This window comes from Hymenobacter convexus (assembly GCF_030580955.1).
In the GTDB taxonomy this organism is placed as follows: Bacteria; Bacteroidota; Bacteroidia; order Cytophagales; family Hymenobacteraceae; genus Hymenobacter.
Genome location: NZ_JAUQON010000001.1, coordinates 341,591 through 362,430, shown reverse-complemented (window position 1 = coordinate 362,430; position 20,840 = coordinate 341,591). Strand labels below are relative to the sequence as shown.

Here is a 20,840-nt window from a genome sequence, read left to right as displayed (position 1 = left end):
ATGCCGACGAAAAAAGCAAGCACCGCCAAAAAAGGCCCCTGCTGGAAAGGCTACGAACAGGAAGGCACCAAAAAGAAGGACGGTAAAACCGTCCCGAACTGCGTGAAGAAAGATTAGGCGCCGCCTTTTGGTGCCGCCAACCGGCCCCGGCCCGTGCCCCTCCTGGCGCGGGCCGGGGCCGCACTTTTTCGGTCTGGGCCCGGTGCAGGGTCGTTTTGTGGTTACGTTGTATCTTCGCCCTACGCTGCTATCCAGAAAGACTGAGGGACCGGGCCCGACGACGTCTTGGCAACCTACCGCGAGTAGGTGCCAACTCCCGTTTCACCGCTTTTTTCTGGTGAAAGAAGATGACAGCCGGAACCGTGCTTCACTGCATGGGTTTCTTTCTGGATACGCGTTTGTACGCTACTTACCGAATCAGAAAGAAATGTCCACGGCCACCCTCGCTCCTGCTAAAAACTTTCCGCAACGCGCACCGGAAAGCGCGCGCCACAGCCTCCCCGAGCTGCTGCGCCAGCGCCTGCTGATTCTCGACGGCGCCATGGGCACCATGATTCAGCGCCACCCGCTCACGGAGGAGGATTTCCGGGGCACCCGCTTTGCCGACCATCCCAAGCCGCTACGGGGCAATAATGACCTGCTGAGCCTCACGCGGCCCGACATCATCAAGGGCATTCATGCCGAATACTTCGCCGCCGGGGCCGACATGGTGGAAACCAACACCTTCAGCGGCACTACCATCGCCCAGGCCGACTACGGCTTGGAGCACGTGGTGTATGAGCTGAACTACGAGTCGGCCCGCTTGGCCCGCGAGGCCGCCGACGAGTACAGCACGCCCGAGCGCCCGCGCTTCGTGGCCGGCGCCGTGGGCCCCACCAACCGCACCGCCTCCCTCTCGCCCGACGTGAACCGCCCTGGCTTCCGCGCCGTGACCTTCGATGAGCTGGCCACGGCTTACTTAGAGCAAGTGCGCGGCCTCGTGGACGGCGGCGTCGACACGCTGCTCATCGAAACCATTTTCGACACCCTGAACGCCAAAGCCGCGCTCTACGCCGTGCAGAAGTTCTTCGACGAAGGCGGCCGCGTGGTGCCCGTGATGATTTCGGGCACTATCACCGACGCCTCCGGCCGCACGCTTTCGGGCCAGACAGTGGAGGCTTTCTGGAACTCTATTCGCCATCTGCCGCTGCTGAGCGTGGGCCTGAACTGCGCCCTCGGCGCCGACCAGCTCCGCCAGTACGTGCAGGAGCTGAGCCGCATTTCCGACGTGCACATCTCCGCCTACCCCAACGCCGGCCTGCCCAACGCCTTCGGCGGCTACGACGAATCGGCCCAGGAATTCGCCGCGCTGGTGGAGGAATATTTGAAAGAAGGCATTGTGACGGTAGTAGGCGGTTGTTGTGGCACCACGCCCCAGCACATCGCGGAACTGAGCAAACTGGCCGAGCGGTACAAGCCGAGGGAGTTAAGAGTTAAGAGTGAAGAGTTAGGAGTTGAATCAGCAGAAGCAACAGATTCAACTCCTAACTCTTCACTCTTAACTCTTAACTCAATCACCCGCCTGAGCGGGTTGGAGCCTTTCAACATCACCCAGGAAAGCCTGTTCGTGAACGTGGGCGAGCGCTGCAACGTAACCGGCTCGCGCGCCTTTGCCCGCCTCATCCGCACCGGCGCGTATGAGGAAGCCCTGGCCGTGGCCCGCCTGCAGGTGGAAGAAGGCGCGCAGGTCCTCGACATCAACATGGACGAGGGCATGCTCGATTCGGAGCAGGTGATGACGACCTTCCTGCACCTCATCGCCTCGGAGCCCGACATTGCCCGGGTGCCCGTCATGATTGACTCTTCGAAGTGGAGCGTGCTCGAAGCCGGCCTGAAATGCGTGCAGGGCAAGAGCATCGTAAACTCCATTTCGCTGAAAGAGGGCGAAGCGGCCTTCCGCGAGCGGGCCCACACGGTGCGCCAGTACGGCGCGGCCGTGGTGGTCATGGCCTTCGATGAAAACGGTCAGGCCGACTCGCTGGCGCGGCGCATCGAAATCTGCCAGCGCAGCTACGACATTCTGGTGAAGGAAGTGGGCTTCGACCCGTCCGACATCATTTTCGACCCCAACATCCTGACCGTAGGTACGGGCATGGACGAACACCGAAACTACGCGCTCGACTTCATCGAGGCTGTGCGCTGGATAAAGCAGAACCTGCCCGGCGCGCTCACCAGCGGCGGCATCAGCAACATTAGCTTCTCCTTCCGCGGCAACGACGTGGTGCGCGAGGCCATGCACACGGCCTTCCTCTACCACGCCATCCGGGCCGGCCTGGATATGGGCATCGTGAACCCCGGCCAGCTCGGCGTGTACGATGAAATCGAGCCCCACTTGCTGGAATTGGCCGAAGACGTGCTGCTCAACCGCCGCGCCGACGCTACCGAGCGCCTCGTGGAATTTGCCGACACGGTGAAGCAAAAGGACAAGGCCGAGGTGAAAGCCGACGAGTGGCGCAGTCTGCCGGTACAGGAGCGCCTCTCGCACGCGCTGGTGAAGGGCATTACCGAGTTTATCGACGAAGACACCGAGGCGGCCCGCCAGGAACTGGCCCGGCCCCTCGACGTGATTGAAGGCCCGCTAATGGCCGGCATGAACGTGGTGGGCGACCTGTTCGGGGCCGGCAAAATGTTCCTGCCGCAGGTGGTGAAATCGGCCCGCGTAATGAAGAAGGCCGTGGCCTATCTGGAGCCGTATTTGCTGGCCGACAAGCAGGGCTCTGACCGCCAGACGGCCGGCAAAATCCTGATGGCCACCGTGAAAGGCGACGTGCATGACATCGGCAAGAACATCGTGGGCGTGGTGCTGGCCTGCAACAACTTTGACATCATCGACCTCGGCGTAATGGTGCCGCTCGAAAAGATTCTCGACGAAGCCCAGAAGCAGAACGTGGACGTTATTGGCCTCTCCGGCCTCATCACACCTTCGCTCGATGAAATGGTGTACGTGGCCCAGGCCATGGAAAAGCGCGGCATGAAAGTGCCCCTGCTCATCGGCGGGGCCACCACCTCGCGCCTGCACACGGCCGTGAAAATTGCGCCGTCCTACAGCGGCGCGGTGGTGCACGTGAACGATGCTTCGCGCTCGGTAGGCGTGGCGGCGGGCCTGCTGGGCTCGGGTGAACGCGCCTACGCCCAAACCGTGGCCGACGACTACGCCGCCCTGCGCGCCGACTACGCCAGCCGCCAGCGCGACAAAAGCTACCTCAGCATCGACGCCGCCCGCGCCAACGGCTTTAAGTCGGACTGGAACACGGTGAGCATCACCAAGCCCAGCTTTCTCGGCGCCAAGGTGCTCGAAGACTACGACCTGGCCGAGCTAGCCGAGTACATCGACTGGACGCCTTTCTTCCACACTTGGGAGCTGAAAGGCCGCTACCCGCGCATTCTGGAGGATGAAACGCTGGGCGAAGCCGCCACCAAGCTCTTTGCCGATGCCCAGGCCATGCTTACAAAAATCATCGACGGGAAGCTGCTCACGGCCCGCGCCGTGCTGGGCTTCTGGGCGGCGAATACCAAGGATTACGACACCATCGAAATCTATGCCGACGACTCGCGCGCAACGGTTGCCACCGAGTTTTTCACGCTGCGCCAGCAGGGCGAGAAAGGTCCGAAAATTCCTAACATTGCCTTCTCCGATTTCCTGGCCCCGAAAGAATCGGGCCGGGCCGATTATATGGGCGGCTTTGCCGTGACGGCTGGCATCGGCATCGAAAAGCTCATCGAGCAGTACGAAGCCGACCACGATGACTACTCCAGCATCATGGTGAAGGCCCTGGCCGACCGCCTGGCCGAAGCCTTCGCCGAGCGCCTGCACGAGCGGGTGCGCCGCGAGTTCTGGGGCTATGCGCCCGACGAGCACCTCACCAACGAGGACCTCGTGCAGGAGAAATACCGCGGCGTGCGTCCCGCCCCCGGCTACCCCGGCTGCCCCGACCATACCGAGAAAATTACGTTGTTTAATCTGCTCGACGCGGAAGGCAAAACCGGTATTTCGCTCACCGAAAACCTGGCCATGTACCCGGCTTCGTCGGTGAGTGGCATGTACTACGCCCACCCCGATTCGCGCTACTTCGGCCTCGGCCGCATTGGCGTAGACCAGGTGGCCGACATTGCGCAACGCAAGCACATGCCGCTGGCCGAGTTGGAGCGCTGGTTGATGCCGAACCTGAACTACGAGCCGAAGCAGTAGCGCGGACTTTTAGTCCGCGAGTGCACGAGTAGAAACACCTGATTAACGCTTCCAGGCGCGGACTAAAAGTCCGCGCTACTATCCATGAAAGTTACCGACCACCTCGCCCGGGCCAACGGCAAAACCCTCTTCTCCTTCGAGGTGCTGCCGCCCAAAAAGGGCGAAAACATCCACACGCTCTTCTCGAACATCGAGCCGCTGATGGAGTTCAAGCCGCCGTTCATCGACGTGACGTATCACCGCGAGGAATATGTGTACCGCCACCACCCCAACGGCCTGTTGGAGAAGAAAACCGTTCGCCGCCGGCCCGGCACGGTGGGCATTTGCGCGGCCATCAAAAACCGGTTCGACGTGGACACCGTGCCCCACCTCATCTGCGGCGGTTTCACGAAGGAGGAAACCGAAAATGCCCTCATCGACCTGCACTTTCTGGGCATCGATTCCATCCTGGCCCTGCGCGGCGACCCCATCAAATCGGAAGGCATCTTCAAGCCCGAGCCCGATGGCCACGCCTACGCCTGCGACCTCATCGGCCAGGTGGCCAACCTGAACCGGGGCGAATACCTCGACCAGGAGCAGGACGAAGCCTGGGCCACCAACTTCTGCATCGGCACGGCCGGCTACCCCGAGAAGCACTTCGAAGCGCCCAACTACAACGCCGACATCCGCTACCTGAAGCACAAAGTGGACCGCGGGGCCGACTACATCGTGACCCAGATGTTCTTCGACAACGAGGAGTTTTTCCGATTCGAGACGCTGTGCCGGGCGGCCGGAATTAATGTGCCCATTATCCCGGGCCTCAAGCCGCTCACCACCAAGTCGCAGCTCAGCATGCTGCCTCGCTCCTTCTACCTCAACCTGCCCGAGCCGCTGGTGGAGGCCGTGGGCCAGTGCCGCGACAACGAAGCCGCCCGCGCCATCGGCATCGAGTGGTGCCTCAACCAAAGCCGCGAGCTGATGGCCCACGGCGTGCCCTGCCTGCATTACTACAGCATGGGCAAGTCGGAAAGCATCCGGCGCGTGGCCAAGGAGCTGTTTTAGGTTGAATCAAACGCTGATAGCATGACGTTCTTCTTTTGATTTGTTCTCTAAATCCCTTCCAGAAAATGCTTGACGACCTGTTTGCCCAGTTGCGCACGGCCACGGCGCCGGCCGAGATTGAAGCCTTGCAAAGCGGCATCTGGCAGCTGTGGCTCACGAGTGGCGACGTGGCCCTCGACAAAGAGCTGGAGGCCGGCATGCGCGCCATGCAAGCCGAAGACCAGACGCTGGCCATTAAACATTTTACCCGAATAATTCAACTCAAGCCCGAGTTTGCTGAGGCTTGGAACAAGCGCGCTACGGCCTACTACCTGCGGGGCGAGTACCGGGCGTCGCTGCTTGACATAGCCGAGACGCTGCAGCGCGAGCCCCGGCACTTTGGGGCGCTGTGGGGAGAAGCCAGCATCTTGCGCCAGCTGGGCGACTATGGCCACGCTTTGCGGGTACTGAACCGGTTGTCAGCCATTTGCCCGCACCTGCCAGGCTTACCCGAGCAGCAACTACACCTGCGCGAGCGCCTGGCCGACGGCGGCGGGCTGGAATAGTAGCATCGGAAAAGAAGAAGATTTTGCTACCTTAGTCTCCAACAAACGTTTGGGGCAGCAACCTTAGCATTTCTTCATTCTTCAATACCCACGCTACTATGAATAATTATATTTACACTTTTTGTCAGGTACTTCTGTTATTGTTAACTCTAACCGCTAACGCGCAAAAATTGCACACCACCAAATGGGAAAGTGGCCAGCTGGACCGGCGCACCAAGGTGGGCGTGTGGGAATACTACGGCTACACACCCTCGAAAGAGCGGGTGGTGGTGCAGCGCTACGACCACTCCGCCAACGAGCTGCTGTATTTCCGGCCCAGTGGCGAGTTCATTTACAACATTGAAGCCACGCCCGGCCAGTGGCAGCGCCACGCCGTGGACCGCCCGCCGCTGTTTATTGGCGGCGACCCGGCCCTGGCTGCCTACACCACCCAGCTGCAGTACCCGCAACAGGCCCAGGAACGCAACATTCAGGGCCAGGTCACGGTCGGCTTTGCGGTGGATACGCTGGGGCGGGCCAGCGGGCACCGGGTGCTGCGCAGCATCGGAGGCGGCTGCGACCAGGAGGCCCTGCGCGTGGCCCGCACCATCCCCAACGAGTGGATTCCGGCCAAAGTAGGCAGCCGCGCCGTGGCCGCCGAGTACGAGCTGACGCTTACCTTTCGCCTGGCCCAGCCGTAGAAGGCGGCGGGGCACTTTTTGCCCTCCCCGCTACTCTTAATGGCTTGCTATGAATTACCGATTTGAAGGTTTTGCCGCTGGTCGCGGCCTGGGTTTGTGCGCAGGCCTGCTGCTGGCCGCCGCCTTGCTCACCGGCTGCGACTCGACGCCCAACGAGCGCCGCGCCGCCGCCCGCAACGCCGGCCACGAGTTGGATACGCTGGCCGGCAAGGCCACCCGCAAAATTGCCAACGTAGGCAAAGCCACTGCCCGATACGACGCCGCCAACCGCGCCCGCCGCTCGCGCCCGCTCGACCCGCGCCAGCAAGTGGCCATGGAAACCAAGCTGCTCGGGCCGTATTCGGGCCAGGTGAACGCCCTCACGCCCGCCGACCTGCCCAACGCTTACACCCAGTTTATCCGCGAGGTGCGGGCCCAGCGCGCCACCTGGACCGACCGCGACTGGGACTACGCCCGCGCCGTGTACCAGCGCCTGAACGACCAGCTCAAGCAGATTCGGCTGGATATGCCGGCCCGCTACGAGGTGGCCATTCGGGCCCGCCAGGCCGAATGGGTGAGCCTGCAAGCCGGCCACGCGGCCTCGGGCATCAGCGAAGCCACCAAGCAGCAGGGGAAATAAGGCAGGCGCTCAGTGTGCGCTGAACAAAAAAAGAACGTCATGTCGAGCGCAACTGAGGCATCTCGCGTGTGGCAGTAACTCAATCGATTGGATTAGTGACGGCACGCGAGATGTTTCGGCTGCGCTCGACATGACGTTCTTTTGCTGAACGGGCCGCTCTAATTGCATCGCCGGACTCCCTTTCCCGAACCTTTTCCGCATGGAAAACCCCGATTCCGTTGTTTTCCTTGAGTCGTTTTACGAGCCCATGGCGGCCAACCTGGCCCGCACCCGGCTGGAAGCGGCGGGCATTCCGTGTTTTCTGAGCAACGAGAATCTGGTGTCGCTGTTGCCACTCTACAGCCCCATTACGGGCGGCGTGCGGCTGTATGTGATGCGGCGCGACGCCGAAACGGCGCTGGAAGTGCTCCACTCGGTGCCGGTGCCGCCGGCCACCACGCCCGACGTGGCCTCCTTCGCCGCCGACGCGCCCGACCCCGTGACGCCGCGCTGCCCCCGCTGCGGGTCGTCGGATGTGGCGTATGGGCCGGCCACGCGCAACACCTACGGACTGTGGTCGGGGTTGCTGTCGGTGCTGCTGCGGTATCCGGTGCGGGGCAACCGCTACCACTGCTTCCACTGCGGCAATGAGTTTAAGTAAGGAATCGGCAGTTTATTTTGAGCAAGCAAATACTACATTTTGCAGCTATGCCGTTGCAGAAATATGGCCTGGCTGAATAATAAAAGCCTCTCTGGGGCAATGCTAACGCTGCTGCTTCGGCTGCTGGTGAGCACACCTGCATGGGCTCAGGCGCCTTTGCCCGTGGGTGATGGGCTCAGAGGCGATTATTATGAAGGCACAGACTTCGAGAAGTATGTGCTGACCCGGCGCGATGCCACCATCAATTTCAACTGGGGCCAGCAGCCGCCCGCGCCGGGGCTCCCGGCGGAGGCTTTCTCGGTGCGCTGGACGGGCTGGCTGGTGCCGCCAACCAGCGGCAACTACATTTTCCACGTCACCGTCGACGACGGCATTCGGCTGTGGCTGAACGACCGGCTGGTGCTGAACGAGTGGCGGGGACAAGTCCAGAGCAGCTACACCGCCACGGTGGCGCTCCGGGCCGGCGAGCCCTACCGCTTGCGGGTCGATTACTGCCAGTACAGCTTCGATACCCGCGTGTTTGTGACCTGGGAACTGCCCGTATCCCAAACGACGGCAGCGGCCTCTTCCTCCTGGCGAAATCTGTGGGGCGTGGCGGCCGACGAGCCCGGGCCCGTGCCTATTTCCGCCGCCTACTTGTTCAGAAACAATCCCCGGCCGGCGGCACAGCGCGTTGCCCCTGTCCCGGCTACGGTGCCCGCCCCCGCCGCCCCAATCGCCAGCAGGAAGGCCCTGGTGCCTACGCCGCTGGCCAGGAAACCAATGGCTCTGGCCAAAGTGCCGCCGCCGAAACCAGCCACCGCCCGTGTGGCGCAGCGCCCGGCGCCGGCTATAGCCCCCCGCCCAACGCCCAGTCTGCTTGCCGCCGACTCCGACCGCACGGCACGACTGGCCAGCCTGGCCGTGGGCGAGGCCGTGACCTTGCCTGACTTGTATTTCGACCAAGGGCAGGCGAAACTGCTGCCGGCCGTGCGCACTGCCCTCGATGGACTGGCCGCTACCCTCCGCGCCCAGCCCGGGCTGCGTTTCGAAGTGCAAGGCCACACCGACAATGTGGGCAATGCCGAGCTGAACCGCCAACTCTCGCAGCAGCGCGCTGAGGTGGTGTGCCTCTACCTCACGGCCCACGGCGTGGCGGCCGGGCAGCTGCGCCCCGTGGGCTACGGCGGCACCCAGCCCGTGGCCGACAACGCCGACCCCGCCCAGCGCCCGCGCAACCGCCGCGTGGCGCTGCGCCGGCTCTAAGAGAAGCTATTATGAACATCATGCTACATGAACGTCATGCTGAGCGCAGTCGAAGCAGCTCTACCGCGAGAATAATTCAGATTGCTTGCGCGGTAGAGCTGCTTCGACTACGCTCAGCATGACGTGCTTCTTCAACCAGCATTCTATTATGAGGGTGGGCCAATAACAGCCCAGCGGCCAACCCGGCGCGCCGTTCTGCGTTGCAGCAGCGCATCTACCCGCGTAATCTTATGGCTTTTGCCACCCGCATGACCGACGCCCTGCGCCAGCACTGGTGCCACTACCTGGTGGAAGCCGGCGGCATCATGGCCTTTCTCACGGCTTCGAGTCTGGCGGCGGTGGTGTTTCACCACCCCGACTCGGCGGTGGCGCGGGCGCTGGGGCCGCAGGAGTGGGTGCAGCGCGTAGGCGTGGGACTGGTAGTGGGCCTGCTGATTGCGGCCATGGCCTACTCGCCCTGGGGCAAACGCTCGGGCGCGCACTTCAACCCGGCCGTGACGCTGGGCTTCTGGCAACTGGGACACATAGATACCGCCGATGCGCTGTGGTATTGGCTGGCGCAGTTTGCCGGGGCGCTGCTGGCGGGTTTTGGCCTGTTTTGGGCGCTGGCACCGTGGTTTGGCCACCATCTTATTCGCCACAATACCACCCAGCCGATTGAGGCGACGCACGGCTGGGCGCTGGCTTTGGGGGCCGAAATGCTGATTTCGAGCGTGCTGATGCTGGGGCTGTTGGGGGCGCTGCATTCGGCCACCGGTCAGAAGTGGGCGGGCGCGCTGGCGGGCCTGTTGCTGGCGGTGTTTGTGGTAATCGAGTCGCCGTTATCGGGCATGAGCCTGAACCCGGCGCGCACGTTGGGCACCGCCGTGGCCGCCGGCGAGGCACCGCACCTGTGGCTCTATTTTGTGGGGCCACTGGCGGCCATGTGGGCCACAGCCGAGGCATTCCGGCGCTACTGCCAGCGCCACCCGCCCACCACGCGCCCGCCCCACTACCCCGATGCTGCCGCGCAGTAGGCGGGCAGTTCCCAGAGCCGGGCCATAGCCTTTCCGTGGGTTTTCGCGTACTGCAGAGCAACCTATTTCTTCCCGCTCATGCCCACCAAAAAACCTGCGACAGCCCAGCCAGCCGCCAAAAAAGCTTCCGCGGCCTCCCCGAAAGCCGCTTCTGCCAAAGCCACCCCCGCCAAAGCCGAGCGCCGGCCCACGGCTAAGGACATGAAGGCCGCCGCCCAAAAGCTGCCCTACCCGGCCAAACAGGCCGACATGAAGCTCCAGCCCGACTCCGACCTGGCCAACTACCGGGCCGCCGGCAAGCTCCAGGACAAGGTGGCCCTCATTACCGGGGCCGATTCCGGCATTGGCCGGGCCGTGGCCATTGCCTTCGCTAAAGAGGGCGCCCACGTGGCCGTGGTGTTCAACGAAAACGTGGAGGATGCCGAAAAAACCAAGCAGCTGGTGGAGCGCGAGAAGCGCAAGTGCCTGCTGCTACAGCTCGACGTGCGCGACCCGGAGCAGTGCAAGCAGGCCGTGCGCCGCACCCTGGCCGAGCTGGGCGGGCTGAACATTCTGGTGAATAACGCCGCCTTCCAGAACAGCCAGGAGAAGTTTGAGGAGATTCCCGAAGAGCAAATCCGTCGCACCTTCGACACTAATATTCTGGGCTACATCTGGATGGCGCAGGCGGTGATTCCGCACCTGAAGAAAGACGACTGCATCATCAATACGGGCAGCATTGTGGGCATCACGGGCATTCCGATTCTGGTCGATTATGCCTGCTCGAAGGCCGGCATTCACGCCCTCACCAAGTCGCTGGCGCTGTATCTGGGCGAGAAGGGCATCCGGGTGAACTGCGTAGTGCCGGGACCGGTCTGGACGCCCAACATCCCCGGCACCATGCCGCGGGAGGAAATCGCCAAGTTCGGCCACGAAGTCGCCCTCAAGCGCCCCGGCCAGCCCGAAGAGCTGGCGCCCGCCTACGTGCTGCTGGCCTCGCAAGACGGCTCCTTCATGACCGGCAGCCTCGTGCACGTGACGGGCGGCAAGCTCAGCAGCGACGAGTAGACCAAACAACCGCCTGTCATCCTGAGCGGAGCGAAGGACCTTATCACGGCTGAATAGTTCGCAATAATTACAGGCGACTGCTGACGTGATAAGGTCCTTTGCTCCGCTCAGGATGACAGGCGATTTTCAGTGCCTATACCAATTTGCCAAATTTTCCGGTTTCCAAATAATCAACCAGTCAGGAAGCCGGTTACCTGATTGCCGCTGTCGCACCATGCAACCCGCTGGCGCTGACGGCCAACGCCTCACGCTTCTTTCACGTCAAATCCCATCCCTTTATGGCCGACAACTCCTCTTCGCTGCTCGACCGCAGCCGCACCATCGCCGGGCCCGGCTACAACCGCTGGCTGGTGCCGCCGGCGGCGCTGGCCATTCACCTGGCCATTGGGCAGGCCTATGCGTTCAGCGTATTCAACAAGCCGCTGGGCGCGCTTATCAGCCGCGACGTGGCCAAACCCGCACCCGACGACTGGACGCCCCTGCAAATCGGCGTCACGTTTTCCATTGCCATTGTGCTGCTGGGCCTTTCGGCGGCCATTTTTGGGAAGTGGCTGGAGCGCGTGGGGCCGCGCAAGGCCATGCTGGCGTCGTCGCTGTGCTTTGGCGGCGGCTTTCTCATTGCCTCGCTGGGGGTGCACCTGCACAGCATCTGGCTGCTGTATTTCGGCTACGGGTTTGTGGGCGGCATTGGGCTGGGCATCGGCTACATTTCGCCGGTGAGCACGCTCATTAAGTGGTTCCCTGACCGCAAGGGCGTGGCCACGGGCATGGCCATCATGGGCTTTGGGGGCGGCGCCATGATTGGCTCGCCGCTGGCTAACAACCTGATGAACCACTTCAAGGACTCGGCCCCGCTGGGCGTAGCGCCGACCTTCATTGTGATGGGCATCATCTACCTGATTTTTATGCAGTTCGGTGTCTGGACTATTCGGGTGCCGGCCGATGACTGGAAGCCGGCCGGCTACGTGCCCAGCACCGAGCACAACGACATGATTACCACGGCCAATGTCTCGGCCGACAATGCCATCAAAACGCCGCAGTTCTGGATGCTGTGGGTGGTGCTGCTCTGCAACGTGACGGCCGGCATTGGCGTGCTCGAAACGGCCTCGCCGCTCATTCAGGAAACGTTTTCGGACACGGCCATGGGCGCGGGCAAGGGCGTGACGGCGGCGGCAGCGGCGGGCTTCGTGGGCCTGCTCAGCCTGTTCAATTTGCTGGGCCGCTTCTTCTGGTCGTCGGCATCGGACAAGTTGGGCCGGAAGGTGGCTTATGCCATCTATTTCGGCCTCGGCATTCTGCTCTACGCCCTAATTCCGACCCTGGGCCACAACCTCCAACTAACGCTGTTTGTGGCGGTGGCCTGCGTGATTATCAGCATGTACGGCGGCGGTTTTGCTACGGCCCCGGCCTATTTGTCCGACCTGTTTGGCAAGTACCAAGTGGGCGCCATTCACGGCCGTCTGCTCACGGCCTGGAGCACGGCCGGCGTGCTGGGCCCGCTCATTGTGCACTACCTCTCCGACAGCCGCAAAGCCCAGGGCTTTACCGGCGCAGCGGCCTACCAAACGGTGTTTTACACCATGGCCGGCCTGCTGGTGGTAGGCTTCCTGGCCAACATCATCGTGACAGCCGTGAACGAGCGGTACCACGAAAAAGGCCCGGTTACGATAGAGCCCGGCGCGCACTAAGTTCCAGTCTTTCAATTTTTAAACTGTCTCAATTATGAATCCGCAACCTAATTCTTCCACCCCGGCGCCCGCCGCGGCCGATACCGGCACCGGCGGCTCAGTGGTGCTGGCCTGGCTGGTGGTGGGCCTGCCCCTGGCCTGGGGCGTGTCGCAAACATTTATCAAAGCGCTGGCTTTGTTTAAGTAACCCCGCCTGTTTCGACGACTTTTTCAGGAAAGCAGCCGGTCTTGGTCGGCTGCTTTTTTGTAGGTTTTGTTTAAGAAATATACCCCAAAAGCTGCACCCTTTGGGAGGCCTTCCCTCGTAAGGAATAATTAGCTGAGCCATTTCCTACGGCGCGGCCGTCAGCCCAAGCTTTTTATATGCCCGTTCCCGAATACCCCAGCGGCACCGTGCGCGCCCTGCTCTGCACCTCACACATTTCCGAAGCCACCCGCGCCGCTTTGCAGGCCCGGCTCGACGCGCCCGCCGCCTATGTGCCCCAGCTGCTGGCCCCCGAGGCCTATGCGCTGCTCGAAGCTGTAGCCGCTCGGCTTTTCCCGCAGCCCGACCGCGCCGACGCGCCCATTCCGCTGGCTCCGGCCGTGGACCAGCGCCTGGCCGAAGGCCGCGCCGACGGCTGGCGTTACGACGCCCTGCCGCCCGACCGCGAGGCCTATCGCCTGGGCCTCGGTGGCATTCAGGAAATAGCGCAGGCCTTGTTTCAGGCTGATTTCATTGCCCTTGACGCCCGCCAGCAAGATGCTGTGCTGCAGGCGCTGGCCGACGGCCGCCCGCCCGGTGCCACCTGGGCCACGCTGGACGCCGGCCGCTTCTTCGAGGAACTGCTGGCCGAGTTGACGGAAACCTACTACGCTCACCCGCTGGCCCAAGAGGAAATCGGCTACGTGGGCATGGCCGACCTGCCCGCCTGGACGAAAATCGGCCTCAACGAAAAAGAAGACCGGGAAGTGGTAATGGGTGAATGAGCTAATGAGCGAACGGATGAATGACTCCGATGTCTTCACCGCCCATTCGCCCGTCAGTCTTATTCACTCATTCACCCAATCACTCATTCACCCATTGCAAAAATGCCCGACGAAGAAGTTCTCGAAGAAGGCGTCCTCAACCCTGTCAAGCCCGAAATACAGGACCCGCTGCTGCGCGCGCTGCTGGCTGACGAGCCCGCTGCGGCCACGCCGGTAGCGGCCGATACCCCGCTGGAACAGCCCCAGGCCATTGCGCCCGAAACCGATGAGGTAGACTGCGTGGTGATTGGGTTGGGCGCGGGCGGCGCGCCGCTACTGGCCCGTCTGGCCATGGCCGGCCTGAAGGTGGTGGCGCTGGAAGCTGGCCCCTGGCACAATCCGGAGAAGGATTTTGCCACCGACGAAAAAGCCCAGGATTTCCTGTTCTGGAACGACGAGCGGCTAGCCGCCGGCCACGACCCGCTGGCCATGGGCAAGAACAACTCCGGCACCGGCGTGGGCGGCTCCACGCTGCACTACACCGCCTACACGCCCCGGCCCCTGCCCGACGACCTACTTATTCGCCGAGACTTCGGTAAGGGCGAGGACTGGCCGGTGAGCTACCAGGAGTTGGAGCCGTATTACGAAGAGATAGAGCAGTTTTTGGGCATTTCGGGGCCCACGCCCTACCCCTGGGGCCCGGCCCGCCGCAAGGGCTACCCGCTGGCGCCGCTGCCGCTGAACAGCGCCGCCCAGCTGATGGTGCGCGGCGCCGAGAAGGTGGGCATTCGCACCTCGCCAGCGGCCAATGCGGCGCTGTCGGCCCGCTATTACCAGGAAGGAATTGGGTGGCGCGAGGCTTGCACCAACCGCGGCTTTTGCCAGGCGGGCTGCTCCAACGGCGCCAAGGCCAGCATGGACGTCACGTTTATTCCGCTGGCCGTGAAGCACGGGGCCGACATCCGACCCAACAGCTTCGTGACGGAGATTGAGCGCGACGCCCGGGGCTACATCACCGGCATGGTGTATACCCAGAACGGCGAGCAGAAGCGCCAGCGCTGCCGCCACCTGTTCCTCTGCGGCGGCTCGGTGGAAACGCCGCGCCTGCTGCTGCTCAATGAACTGGCGCTGACCAGCGGGCAGGTGGGCCGTAACCTGATGGCCCACCCCGGCCTGCAGGTGTGGGGCACGTTTGCCGACGAGGTACGACCCAACAAGGGCATTCCCGGCGGCCTGATTTCGCAGGACACGCACCGGCCGAAGGACGCCGATTTCGCGGGCGGCTACCTGCTGCAAAGCATTGGGGTGATGCCCGTGACGTTTGCGGGCCAGGTGGCGCGGGGCCGCAAGCTCTGGGGTCAGCCGCTGCGCGACTACATGCGGCAGTACAATCACATTGCCGGCATCAACATCCTCGGCGACTGCCTGCCGCACGCCGACAACTTCATGGAGTTGGCCGACGAAAAGGACGCCCGGGGCCTGCCCAAGCCGCGTCTGCACTTCACGGCCCAGGAAAACGAGCAGCGCATGAACGCCCACGCTGAGAAAACGATGCGCGCCATCTGGGAAGCCGCCGGGGCCACCGACATCTGGGCGTTTCAGCGCTACGCGCACGTCATCGGCACGGCCCGCATGGGCCTGAGCGGCGACGACGCCGTGGTGGACGCCAACGGCCGCGCCTTCGACGTGCCTAACCTCTACATCTCCGACAACTCCACCTTCCCCAGCGCCCTGAGCGTGAACCCGGCCCTGACCATCATGGCCCTGAGCCTGCGCACCGCCGACAAGTTTCTGGAGCAACAGCAGCGGCGTGACGGTTGATTCTGGTTGTCAGTTGCTCGTTGTCAGTTGTTAGTCAATGACTGCTCCTTGCACAATCCGACAACCGACAACGAACAACTGACAACTAAAATCTCATGAAAACCTTCCTCACTCACATCAAGGAAAAATACGGCGAGGGTGGCTACGCCGGCGACGAGTTTGGCGGCGCGCGCGGCCACGACGGGCGCGGCCTGCCCACGGGCCTGCCCAACAACTTCATGTTCGCCACCGGCATCGAGTGCTCGAACCCGACCATCGACCACGGCCGCACCCGGCGCGACCAGTTGGCGGAGTGCGGGCACTACGAGCGGTGGCGCGAAGACCTGGCCCTGGTAAAGGAACTGGGCCTGAAAGTGCTGCGCTACGGCCTGCCCTACCACAAAACGCACCTCGGCCCGGGCAAGTACGACTGGGAATTTGCCGACCAGGTGATGGCCGAAATGCAGCGCCTCGAAATCACGCCCGTGCTGGATTTGCTGCACTTTGGCGTGCCCGACTGGCTGGGTAATTTCCAGAATCCCGAGCTGCCCATTCACTTCGCCGACTACGCGGGCGCCGTGGCCGCGCGCTACCCCTGGGTGCGCTACTATACGCCCATCAACGAAATCTACGTCACGGCCCGCATGAGCGCCAAGGACGGCATCTGGAACGAGCAGCTGAAGTCGGACAAGGGGTTCGTGACGGCCATGAAGCACTTGGTGGCGGCCAGCATCATGGCCACCCAACAGATTGCCACGCACCGGCCCGACTGCATCATCGTGCAAAGCGAGTCGGCCGAATACGTGCATGAGCTGCGCGCCAACCCCTCGCCCCAGGTGACGCTGGACAACAAGCTGCGCTTTCTGTCGCTCGATTTGCTCTACGCCCACCACCCCGACGGCGACGTGCTCAACTACCTCTTCGACAACGGCCTGACCCGCCGCGAGTATGACTGGTTTATGGCCGGCGAGCCGCCCGGCTACCAGATTATGGGCAACGACTACTACGGCCGCAACGAGAAAATCATTCTGCCCGACGGCACCGAATGCACCAGCATGGACGTGCTGGGCTGGTACAACATTACGCTCGAGTACTACCGCCGCTACCGCAAGCCGGTGATGCACACCGAAACCAACGTCTTCAACGCCCACGAAGCCCCCACCTGGCTCTGGAAGCAGTGGGTGAACATCCTGCGCATGCGCGCCGAGGGCGTACCGGTGCTCGGCTTCACCTGGTACTCGCTCATCGACCAGGTAGATTGGGACATTGGCCTGGGCCGCAAGGTAGGCAAAGTGAACCCCTGCGGCCTCTACGACCTCGACCGCAAGCCGCGCCCCGTGGCCGCCAGCTACAAAATGCTGCTGCAGGAATACGGCCAAATCACCATCGTGCCCCACGGCGAACTGTTTGAGGTGACGAAGAGCCCGGCCACCCTCAAAGTGGAGGTGTAATGCCTGTGCCGGCCGTTTTGCTCCTGCGCGTGGCGGCCGTGTGGCCCCTGCCCGGCCTCGGCCTGTTGGTCCTGTCCAACGGCCCCGCCCCGGCGCTGGCGGCATATGCGCTGCACACGGCGCTGGCCGTAGAAGCGGTGCTACCCGGCGGGGCCCGCCGCCCCGGCATGGCTACCGTAGAAGAGATAAGCCGCCCCGAGGCGCCCGCGCCCACTCGCGGGCTGCTACTCGATTTTGGTGCGCCGACGGACGTGCCCGCCGACACCGAAATCTGGCTGGTGGAAGAAAGAAGTGACCCGTTTGCGGGCCTTCATTAACGAATGTGATTGAAAGGCAAGCCGGCTCTCGCCGACGCCTGGTCCCGCCTGTCGACTTTTTAGGAAGCTTGATAGACGCACGTTGGCCAGCCTACACGAAGCCACTAGCTTGGTGACGACCAAGTGCTGCTGCCGACCAGGCAGCGGCGCCCGGTGTTCGTTTCCCACCTTTCACTTATCTCATTATGTTCAAAATTCTCACCGCTCTCACTTTCTGTGGGCTGCTGGCCTTGGCCGGCTGTCCCCTTTCCGCCTCCGCGCAGTGCCGCGACCCGTGGATTGCCCAAGCCTACAAGCAAGCTGCCAACCGCGCCCCCGTGGGCCAGGGCGAAGCCTGCGAGTGCAACATCCACCTCTACAACAACGGCAGCTGGGGCAACTACAACGACCTGCTGGGCTACGTGAAGCAGTACCTGGCCAGCGGCACCCGCCTCGCTTACGCCCCCCTCACCAGCGGCAACTTTGCGGTGGCCATTCTGCGCGGCAACCAAGTAGCAGCTATTTCGGTTTTGAATTCTGGTGGCAACGTGGTCGCGTCCGGCGGTGGCAACGTGGTGGCCTCCGGCGGCGGCAACCTGGTGGCATCCGGTGGCGGCAACCTCGTGGCTTCCGGCGGCGGCAACATTACCGGCCTGAACGCCAACACACCGGGCTTTAACTTCGGGCTGGCGCGCAGCCTGATGGCGGCCGGCGACCAGCGCGTAACCACCAGCGGCGCCGGCTCCCTTATCATTCACTAATCGCCAGGGGCGCCTATTGCCGCGTCCCGGCAGCCCCGAAGAAACATTGCCAAGGCCGACGGCCGCAGCAAGTGAGGAAGCCCTCACTCGCTGCGGCCGTTTTGTTCAAGCTGCCCCGACAGCAGTTCAGCTAGCAGGTTTAATCGTTCACCCGTTTTTTTTCTCCATTCGCTGCGGAACTAGTTGGGAGCCACCCATGCTTTGCGTAAATTGCGAGACTACTACTCGTTCTGGTATTTGGCTCTTTATTACTTTCTATGAAATTTCTTGCTCCGCTGCTCCTGGTGTGCCTTTTGGCATTGCCGGCCGCAGCCCAGCGTATCATCATCAGTGGCCAGGTGGTGGAAGCCGTCAACGGCGAGCCGGTGCCGTTTGCGTCCATCTTTGTTCCCAAAACCAGCGCCGGCGTCACGGCCGATGCCGACGGCAAGTTCAAGCTGGCCGTGGCTGGCACCCCCGACTCCATTGCGGCCTCGGCCATGGGCTTTGCCACCCAGCGGCGCAAGCTCACCAATGCGGCCGTGCAAACGGTGCTGTTCCGCATGAAGCCCGGCGGCGTGACCCTGGCCGAAGTCGTGGTATCGTCGCGTCAGCCCGAAAACCCCGCTTTCCGCATTCTGCGTGAAGTGCAGAAGCACAAGCCTCAGAACGAGCGCACAGCCCTCACGGCCGCCGAGTACGACTCCTACAACCGCATCGAAACCAGCCTGATTGACCTGCCCAAGAGCTTGTCCAATCGCAAGGTTATCAAGGACATTCGGGCGCTGGCCGTGCGCCAGGGCGCCTCGGCGGCGGCCGATACCGATGCGCCACTACCCATTTTTGCGTCCGAAGTAGGCTCGCGCGTGTACCAGCGCAATGCGCCCCTGCGCCGGCGCGAAGACCTGCTGCACAAGCAGATGCGCGGCGTGGGCCCGCGCGAGGGCTCGGTGCTGTCGCAGATGCTGGGCTCGAACTTTCAGAACTTCGACTTCTACCCCAACTGGCAGAACGTGTTGGGCAAGGACTTCATCTCGCCCATTGCCGAAGGCGGCCGCCTCACCTACGAGTACGAGCTGCAGGATTCCGTTTTCGTGGGCAAGGACTGGTGCTATAAGATTGCCGTGACGCCCAAGCGCAGCCACGATTTGGCCTTCAAAGGCACCATCTGGATTACGCAGGAAGGCTACGCGCTGCGCCGCGCCGACCTCGTGGCCAGCCCCGACGCCAACATCAACTTCGTGAGCGACCTGCGCATTTACCAGGACCTGACCTCGCCCGGCGATGGCCCCGGCCTGCCCACCCGCACCAAGCTGGTACTCAGCGTGCGGCCTTACGAAAAGCAGGCCGCCATGCTGGTGCGCTTCACCACAGTGAGCAGCAACTTTGTGCGCAACCAGGTGCACACCGAAGCCGGTTTCTACGACCAGCCCATTGTGTCGTCGCTGATGGAGCCCACCGCCCAGGAAGCCAGCGCCAGTAGCCTTATCACGGGCCTGCCCCAGGGCGGTGCCAGCGGCTATTTCGACCAGCACCGGCCCGATACCCTCAGCCTCTCGGAGCGCCAGACGTTTGCCGTGCTCGACTCGGCCAAGCAGCTGCCCTCGGTGCGCAACGTGCTCGACTGGGTTGATTTGCTGGTGAACGGCTACAAGCGCGTGGGCAAGCTCGACATCGGCCCTATTGCCAACATCTTTGCTCACAATGACTTTGAGGGCAACCGCTTCCGGTTCGGCTTCCGCACCACACCCGATATCAGCCGCAACTGGGTGACGCAGGCCTACGTGGCCTATGGCACCAAGGACGAGAAGTTTAAGTACGGCGTACGCACCAGCTTCATTGCCGAGCGCCGCCACTGGACGGTGTTTACCGGCGAGTTCCGGCACGACGTGGAGCAGGCTGCCCTGCTCGACAACGACTTTCTCGACAACAACAACCTGTTCGTGGCCGCCTCGCGCTGGGGCCGCTTCCGCCAGGGCCTGCCCGTGATGCGCGACCTCACGGCCCTGAGCGTGCAGCGCGACCTGTTCCACGGCTTCACCCAAACCCTCACCGCGCGCTACCAGAGCATCAACCCGCTGTTCACCATCCGGTCGCGCCCCGGACCCGGCATGCCAGCCGTCGACAACGACCCCAACTCCAACATTCTGCACCTGAGCGAGATGGTTTCGGAATGGCGCTACGCCCCCGACGAAAACCTGGTGCAAAGCGAAAACCGCCGCCGCGCCGTAGGTCTGAAGCGCCTGCCAGTGTTTGGCTTCCGCTACACGCTGGGCGCCATCGACTGGACGAAAGGCGACTTTATGTACCACAAGTTCAACCTGTCCATTGCCCACAGCTTGTCGGTGGGCCAGTTGGGCCGCCTCACCTACCGCGCCGAGGCCAACTACATTCCCTCGGCCCTGCCCTACTTCATCCTCAAAACCCCGCTGGGCAACCAGACGCCGTTCTACAACGCCAACGCCTTCAACCTGATGAACTATTTTGAGTTCGTGACGGACCGTTCGGCCACGCTGCGCCTCGACCACCATTTCGAAGGCTTATTGGTGAATGCCATTCCCGGCATCCGGGCGCTCAACTGGCGCCTGGTGGCCACCGGCAACGTGCTCTACGGCAAGCTTTCAGACCGCAGCCGCCGCGCCAACGGCGACAACCCCGACCTGCCCGGCAACATCTCGACGCCTTATGTAGAAGTGGGCTACGGCGTCGAAAACATCTTCAAATTCATTCGCGTCGACTTTATTCACCGCCTTACCTACCGCAATGTGCCCGGCACCAGCGACTTTGGTATTAAAGTTGGCGCCCAGTTCCGTCTGTAAGTTTAGGGTGAGTAAGCCCTTGCTAAGCCCACCGGTT

The 20,840-nt window shown here is 62.9% G+C and carries 17 protein-coding genes and 1 riboswitch; all 17 genes read left to right on the top strand.

From position 1 onward, the window contains the following. Nucleotides 1-244: 244 nt before the first annotated feature. Nucleotides 245-354, top strand: a riboswitch (SAM riboswitch). A 187-nt stretch (nucleotides 355-541) separates the two neighbouring features. Beyond that, nucleotides 542-4,228, top strand: a complete 3,687-nt coding sequence (gene metH, locus Q4S41_RS01420) for a methionine synthase (RefSeq protein WP_305029734.1) — start codon at nucleotides 542-544, stop codon at nucleotides 4,226-4,228. Nucleotides 4,229-4,312: 84 nt separating this feature from the next. Then, nucleotides 4,313-5,269 (top strand): methylenetetrahydrofolate reductase [NAD(P)H], encoded by a 957-nt coding sequence (gene metF, locus Q4S41_RS01415; RefSeq protein WP_305029347.1) that lies wholly within the window; start codon nucleotides 4,313-4,315, stop codon nucleotides 5,267-5,269. A 65-nt stretch (nucleotides 5,270-5,334) separates the two neighbouring features. Beyond that, entirely contained in the window at nucleotides 5,335-5,814 is a 480-nt protein-coding gene (locus Q4S41_RS01410) for a tetratricopeptide repeat protein (RefSeq protein ID WP_305029346.1), read from the top strand. Nucleotides 5,815-5,984: 170 nt separating this feature from the next. Continuing rightward, nucleotides 5,985-6,494: an energy transducer TonB gene (locus Q4S41_RS01405; protein ID WP_305029345.1), complete on the top strand. Its 510-nt coding sequence runs from the start codon at nucleotides 5,985-5,987 to the stop codon at nucleotides 6,492-6,494. Nucleotides 6,495-6,543: 49 nt separating this feature from the next. Then, a complete protein-coding gene (locus Q4S41_RS01400; RefSeq protein WP_305029344.1) occupies nucleotides 6,544-7,113 on the top strand; it encodes a hypothetical protein in 570 nt (189 codons plus the stop codon). Between the two features lie 199 nt (nucleotides 7,114-7,312). Next, on the top strand, nucleotides 7,313-7,753 hold the full coding sequence (locus Q4S41_RS01395) for a putative signal transducing protein (protein WP_305029343.1): 441 nt from the start codon (nucleotides 7,313-7,315) through the stop codon (nucleotides 7,751-7,753). A 99-nt stretch (nucleotides 7,754-7,852) separates the two neighbouring features. Continuing rightward, nucleotides 7,853-8,998, top strand: a complete 1,146-nt coding sequence (locus Q4S41_RS01390; protein ID WP_305029342.1) for a PA14 domain-containing protein — start codon at nucleotides 7,853-7,855, stop codon at nucleotides 8,996-8,998. A gap of 230 nt (nucleotides 8,999-9,228) precedes the next feature. Beyond that, nucleotides 9,229-10,014: an MIP/aquaporin family protein gene (locus Q4S41_RS01385; RefSeq protein WP_305029341.1), complete on the top strand. Its 786-nt coding sequence runs from the start codon at nucleotides 9,229-9,231 to the stop codon at nucleotides 10,012-10,014. 78 nt (nucleotides 10,015-10,092) lie between these two features. Beyond that, nucleotides 10,093-11,061, top strand: a complete 969-nt coding sequence (locus Q4S41_RS01380) for an SDR family oxidoreductase (protein ID WP_305029340.1) — start codon at nucleotides 10,093-10,095, stop codon at nucleotides 11,059-11,061. Nucleotides 11,062-11,339: 278 nt separating this feature from the next. Continuing rightward, nucleotides 11,340-12,749 (top strand): L-lactate MFS transporter, encoded by a 1,410-nt coding sequence (locus tag Q4S41_RS01375; RefSeq protein ID WP_305029339.1) that lies wholly within the window; start codon nucleotides 11,340-11,342, stop codon nucleotides 12,747-12,749. A 34-nt stretch (nucleotides 12,750-12,783) separates the two neighbouring features. Further along, a complete protein-coding gene (locus tag Q4S41_RS01370) occupies nucleotides 12,784-12,936 on the top strand; it encodes an MFS transporter small subunit (RefSeq protein WP_305029338.1) in 153 nt (50 codons plus the stop codon). A gap of 176 nt (nucleotides 12,937-13,112) precedes the next feature. After that, nucleotides 13,113-13,718 (top strand): gluconate 2-dehydrogenase subunit 3 family protein, encoded by a 606-nt coding sequence (locus tag Q4S41_RS01365; RefSeq protein WP_305029337.1) that lies wholly within the window; start codon nucleotides 13,113-13,115, stop codon nucleotides 13,716-13,718. Nucleotides 13,719-13,820: 102 nt separating this feature from the next. Further along, nucleotides 13,821-15,518, top strand: coding sequence for a GMC family oxidoreductase (locus Q4S41_RS01360; protein WP_305029336.1), 1,698 nt, complete (start codon nucleotides 13,821-13,823; stop codon nucleotides 15,516-15,518). A 95-nt stretch (nucleotides 15,519-15,613) separates the two neighbouring features. Next, nucleotides 15,614-16,948, top strand: coding sequence for a family 1 glycosylhydrolase (locus Q4S41_RS01355; RefSeq protein ID WP_305029335.1), 1,335 nt, complete (start codon nucleotides 15,614-15,616; stop codon nucleotides 16,946-16,948). Continuing rightward, nucleotides 16,948-17,265 carry a hypothetical protein gene (locus tag Q4S41_RS01350; protein ID WP_305029334.1) on the top strand — a complete coding sequence of 106 codons (318 nt, stop codon included), beginning with the start codon at nucleotides 16,948-16,950 and terminating at the stop codon, nucleotides 17,263-17,265. Before Q4S41_RS01355 ends, Q4S41_RS01350 begins: the two co-directional genes overlap by 1 nt. Nucleotides 17,266-17,450: 185 nt before the next feature. Further along, nucleotides 17,451-18,005: a hypothetical protein gene (locus tag Q4S41_RS01345; protein ID WP_305029333.1), complete on the top strand. Its 555-nt coding sequence runs from the start codon at nucleotides 17,451-17,453 to the stop codon at nucleotides 18,003-18,005. Between the two features lie 257 nt (nucleotides 18,006-18,262). Beyond that, the gene (locus Q4S41_RS01340; RefSeq protein WP_305029332.1) at nucleotides 18,263-20,803 is read left to right on the top strand and encodes a DUF5686 and carboxypeptidase-like regulatory domain-containing protein; all 2,541 of its coding nucleotides are present in this window, start codon (nucleotides 18,263-18,265) and stop codon (nucleotides 20,801-20,803) included. The last annotated feature ends 37 nt before the right edge of the window (nucleotides 20,804-20,840 follow it).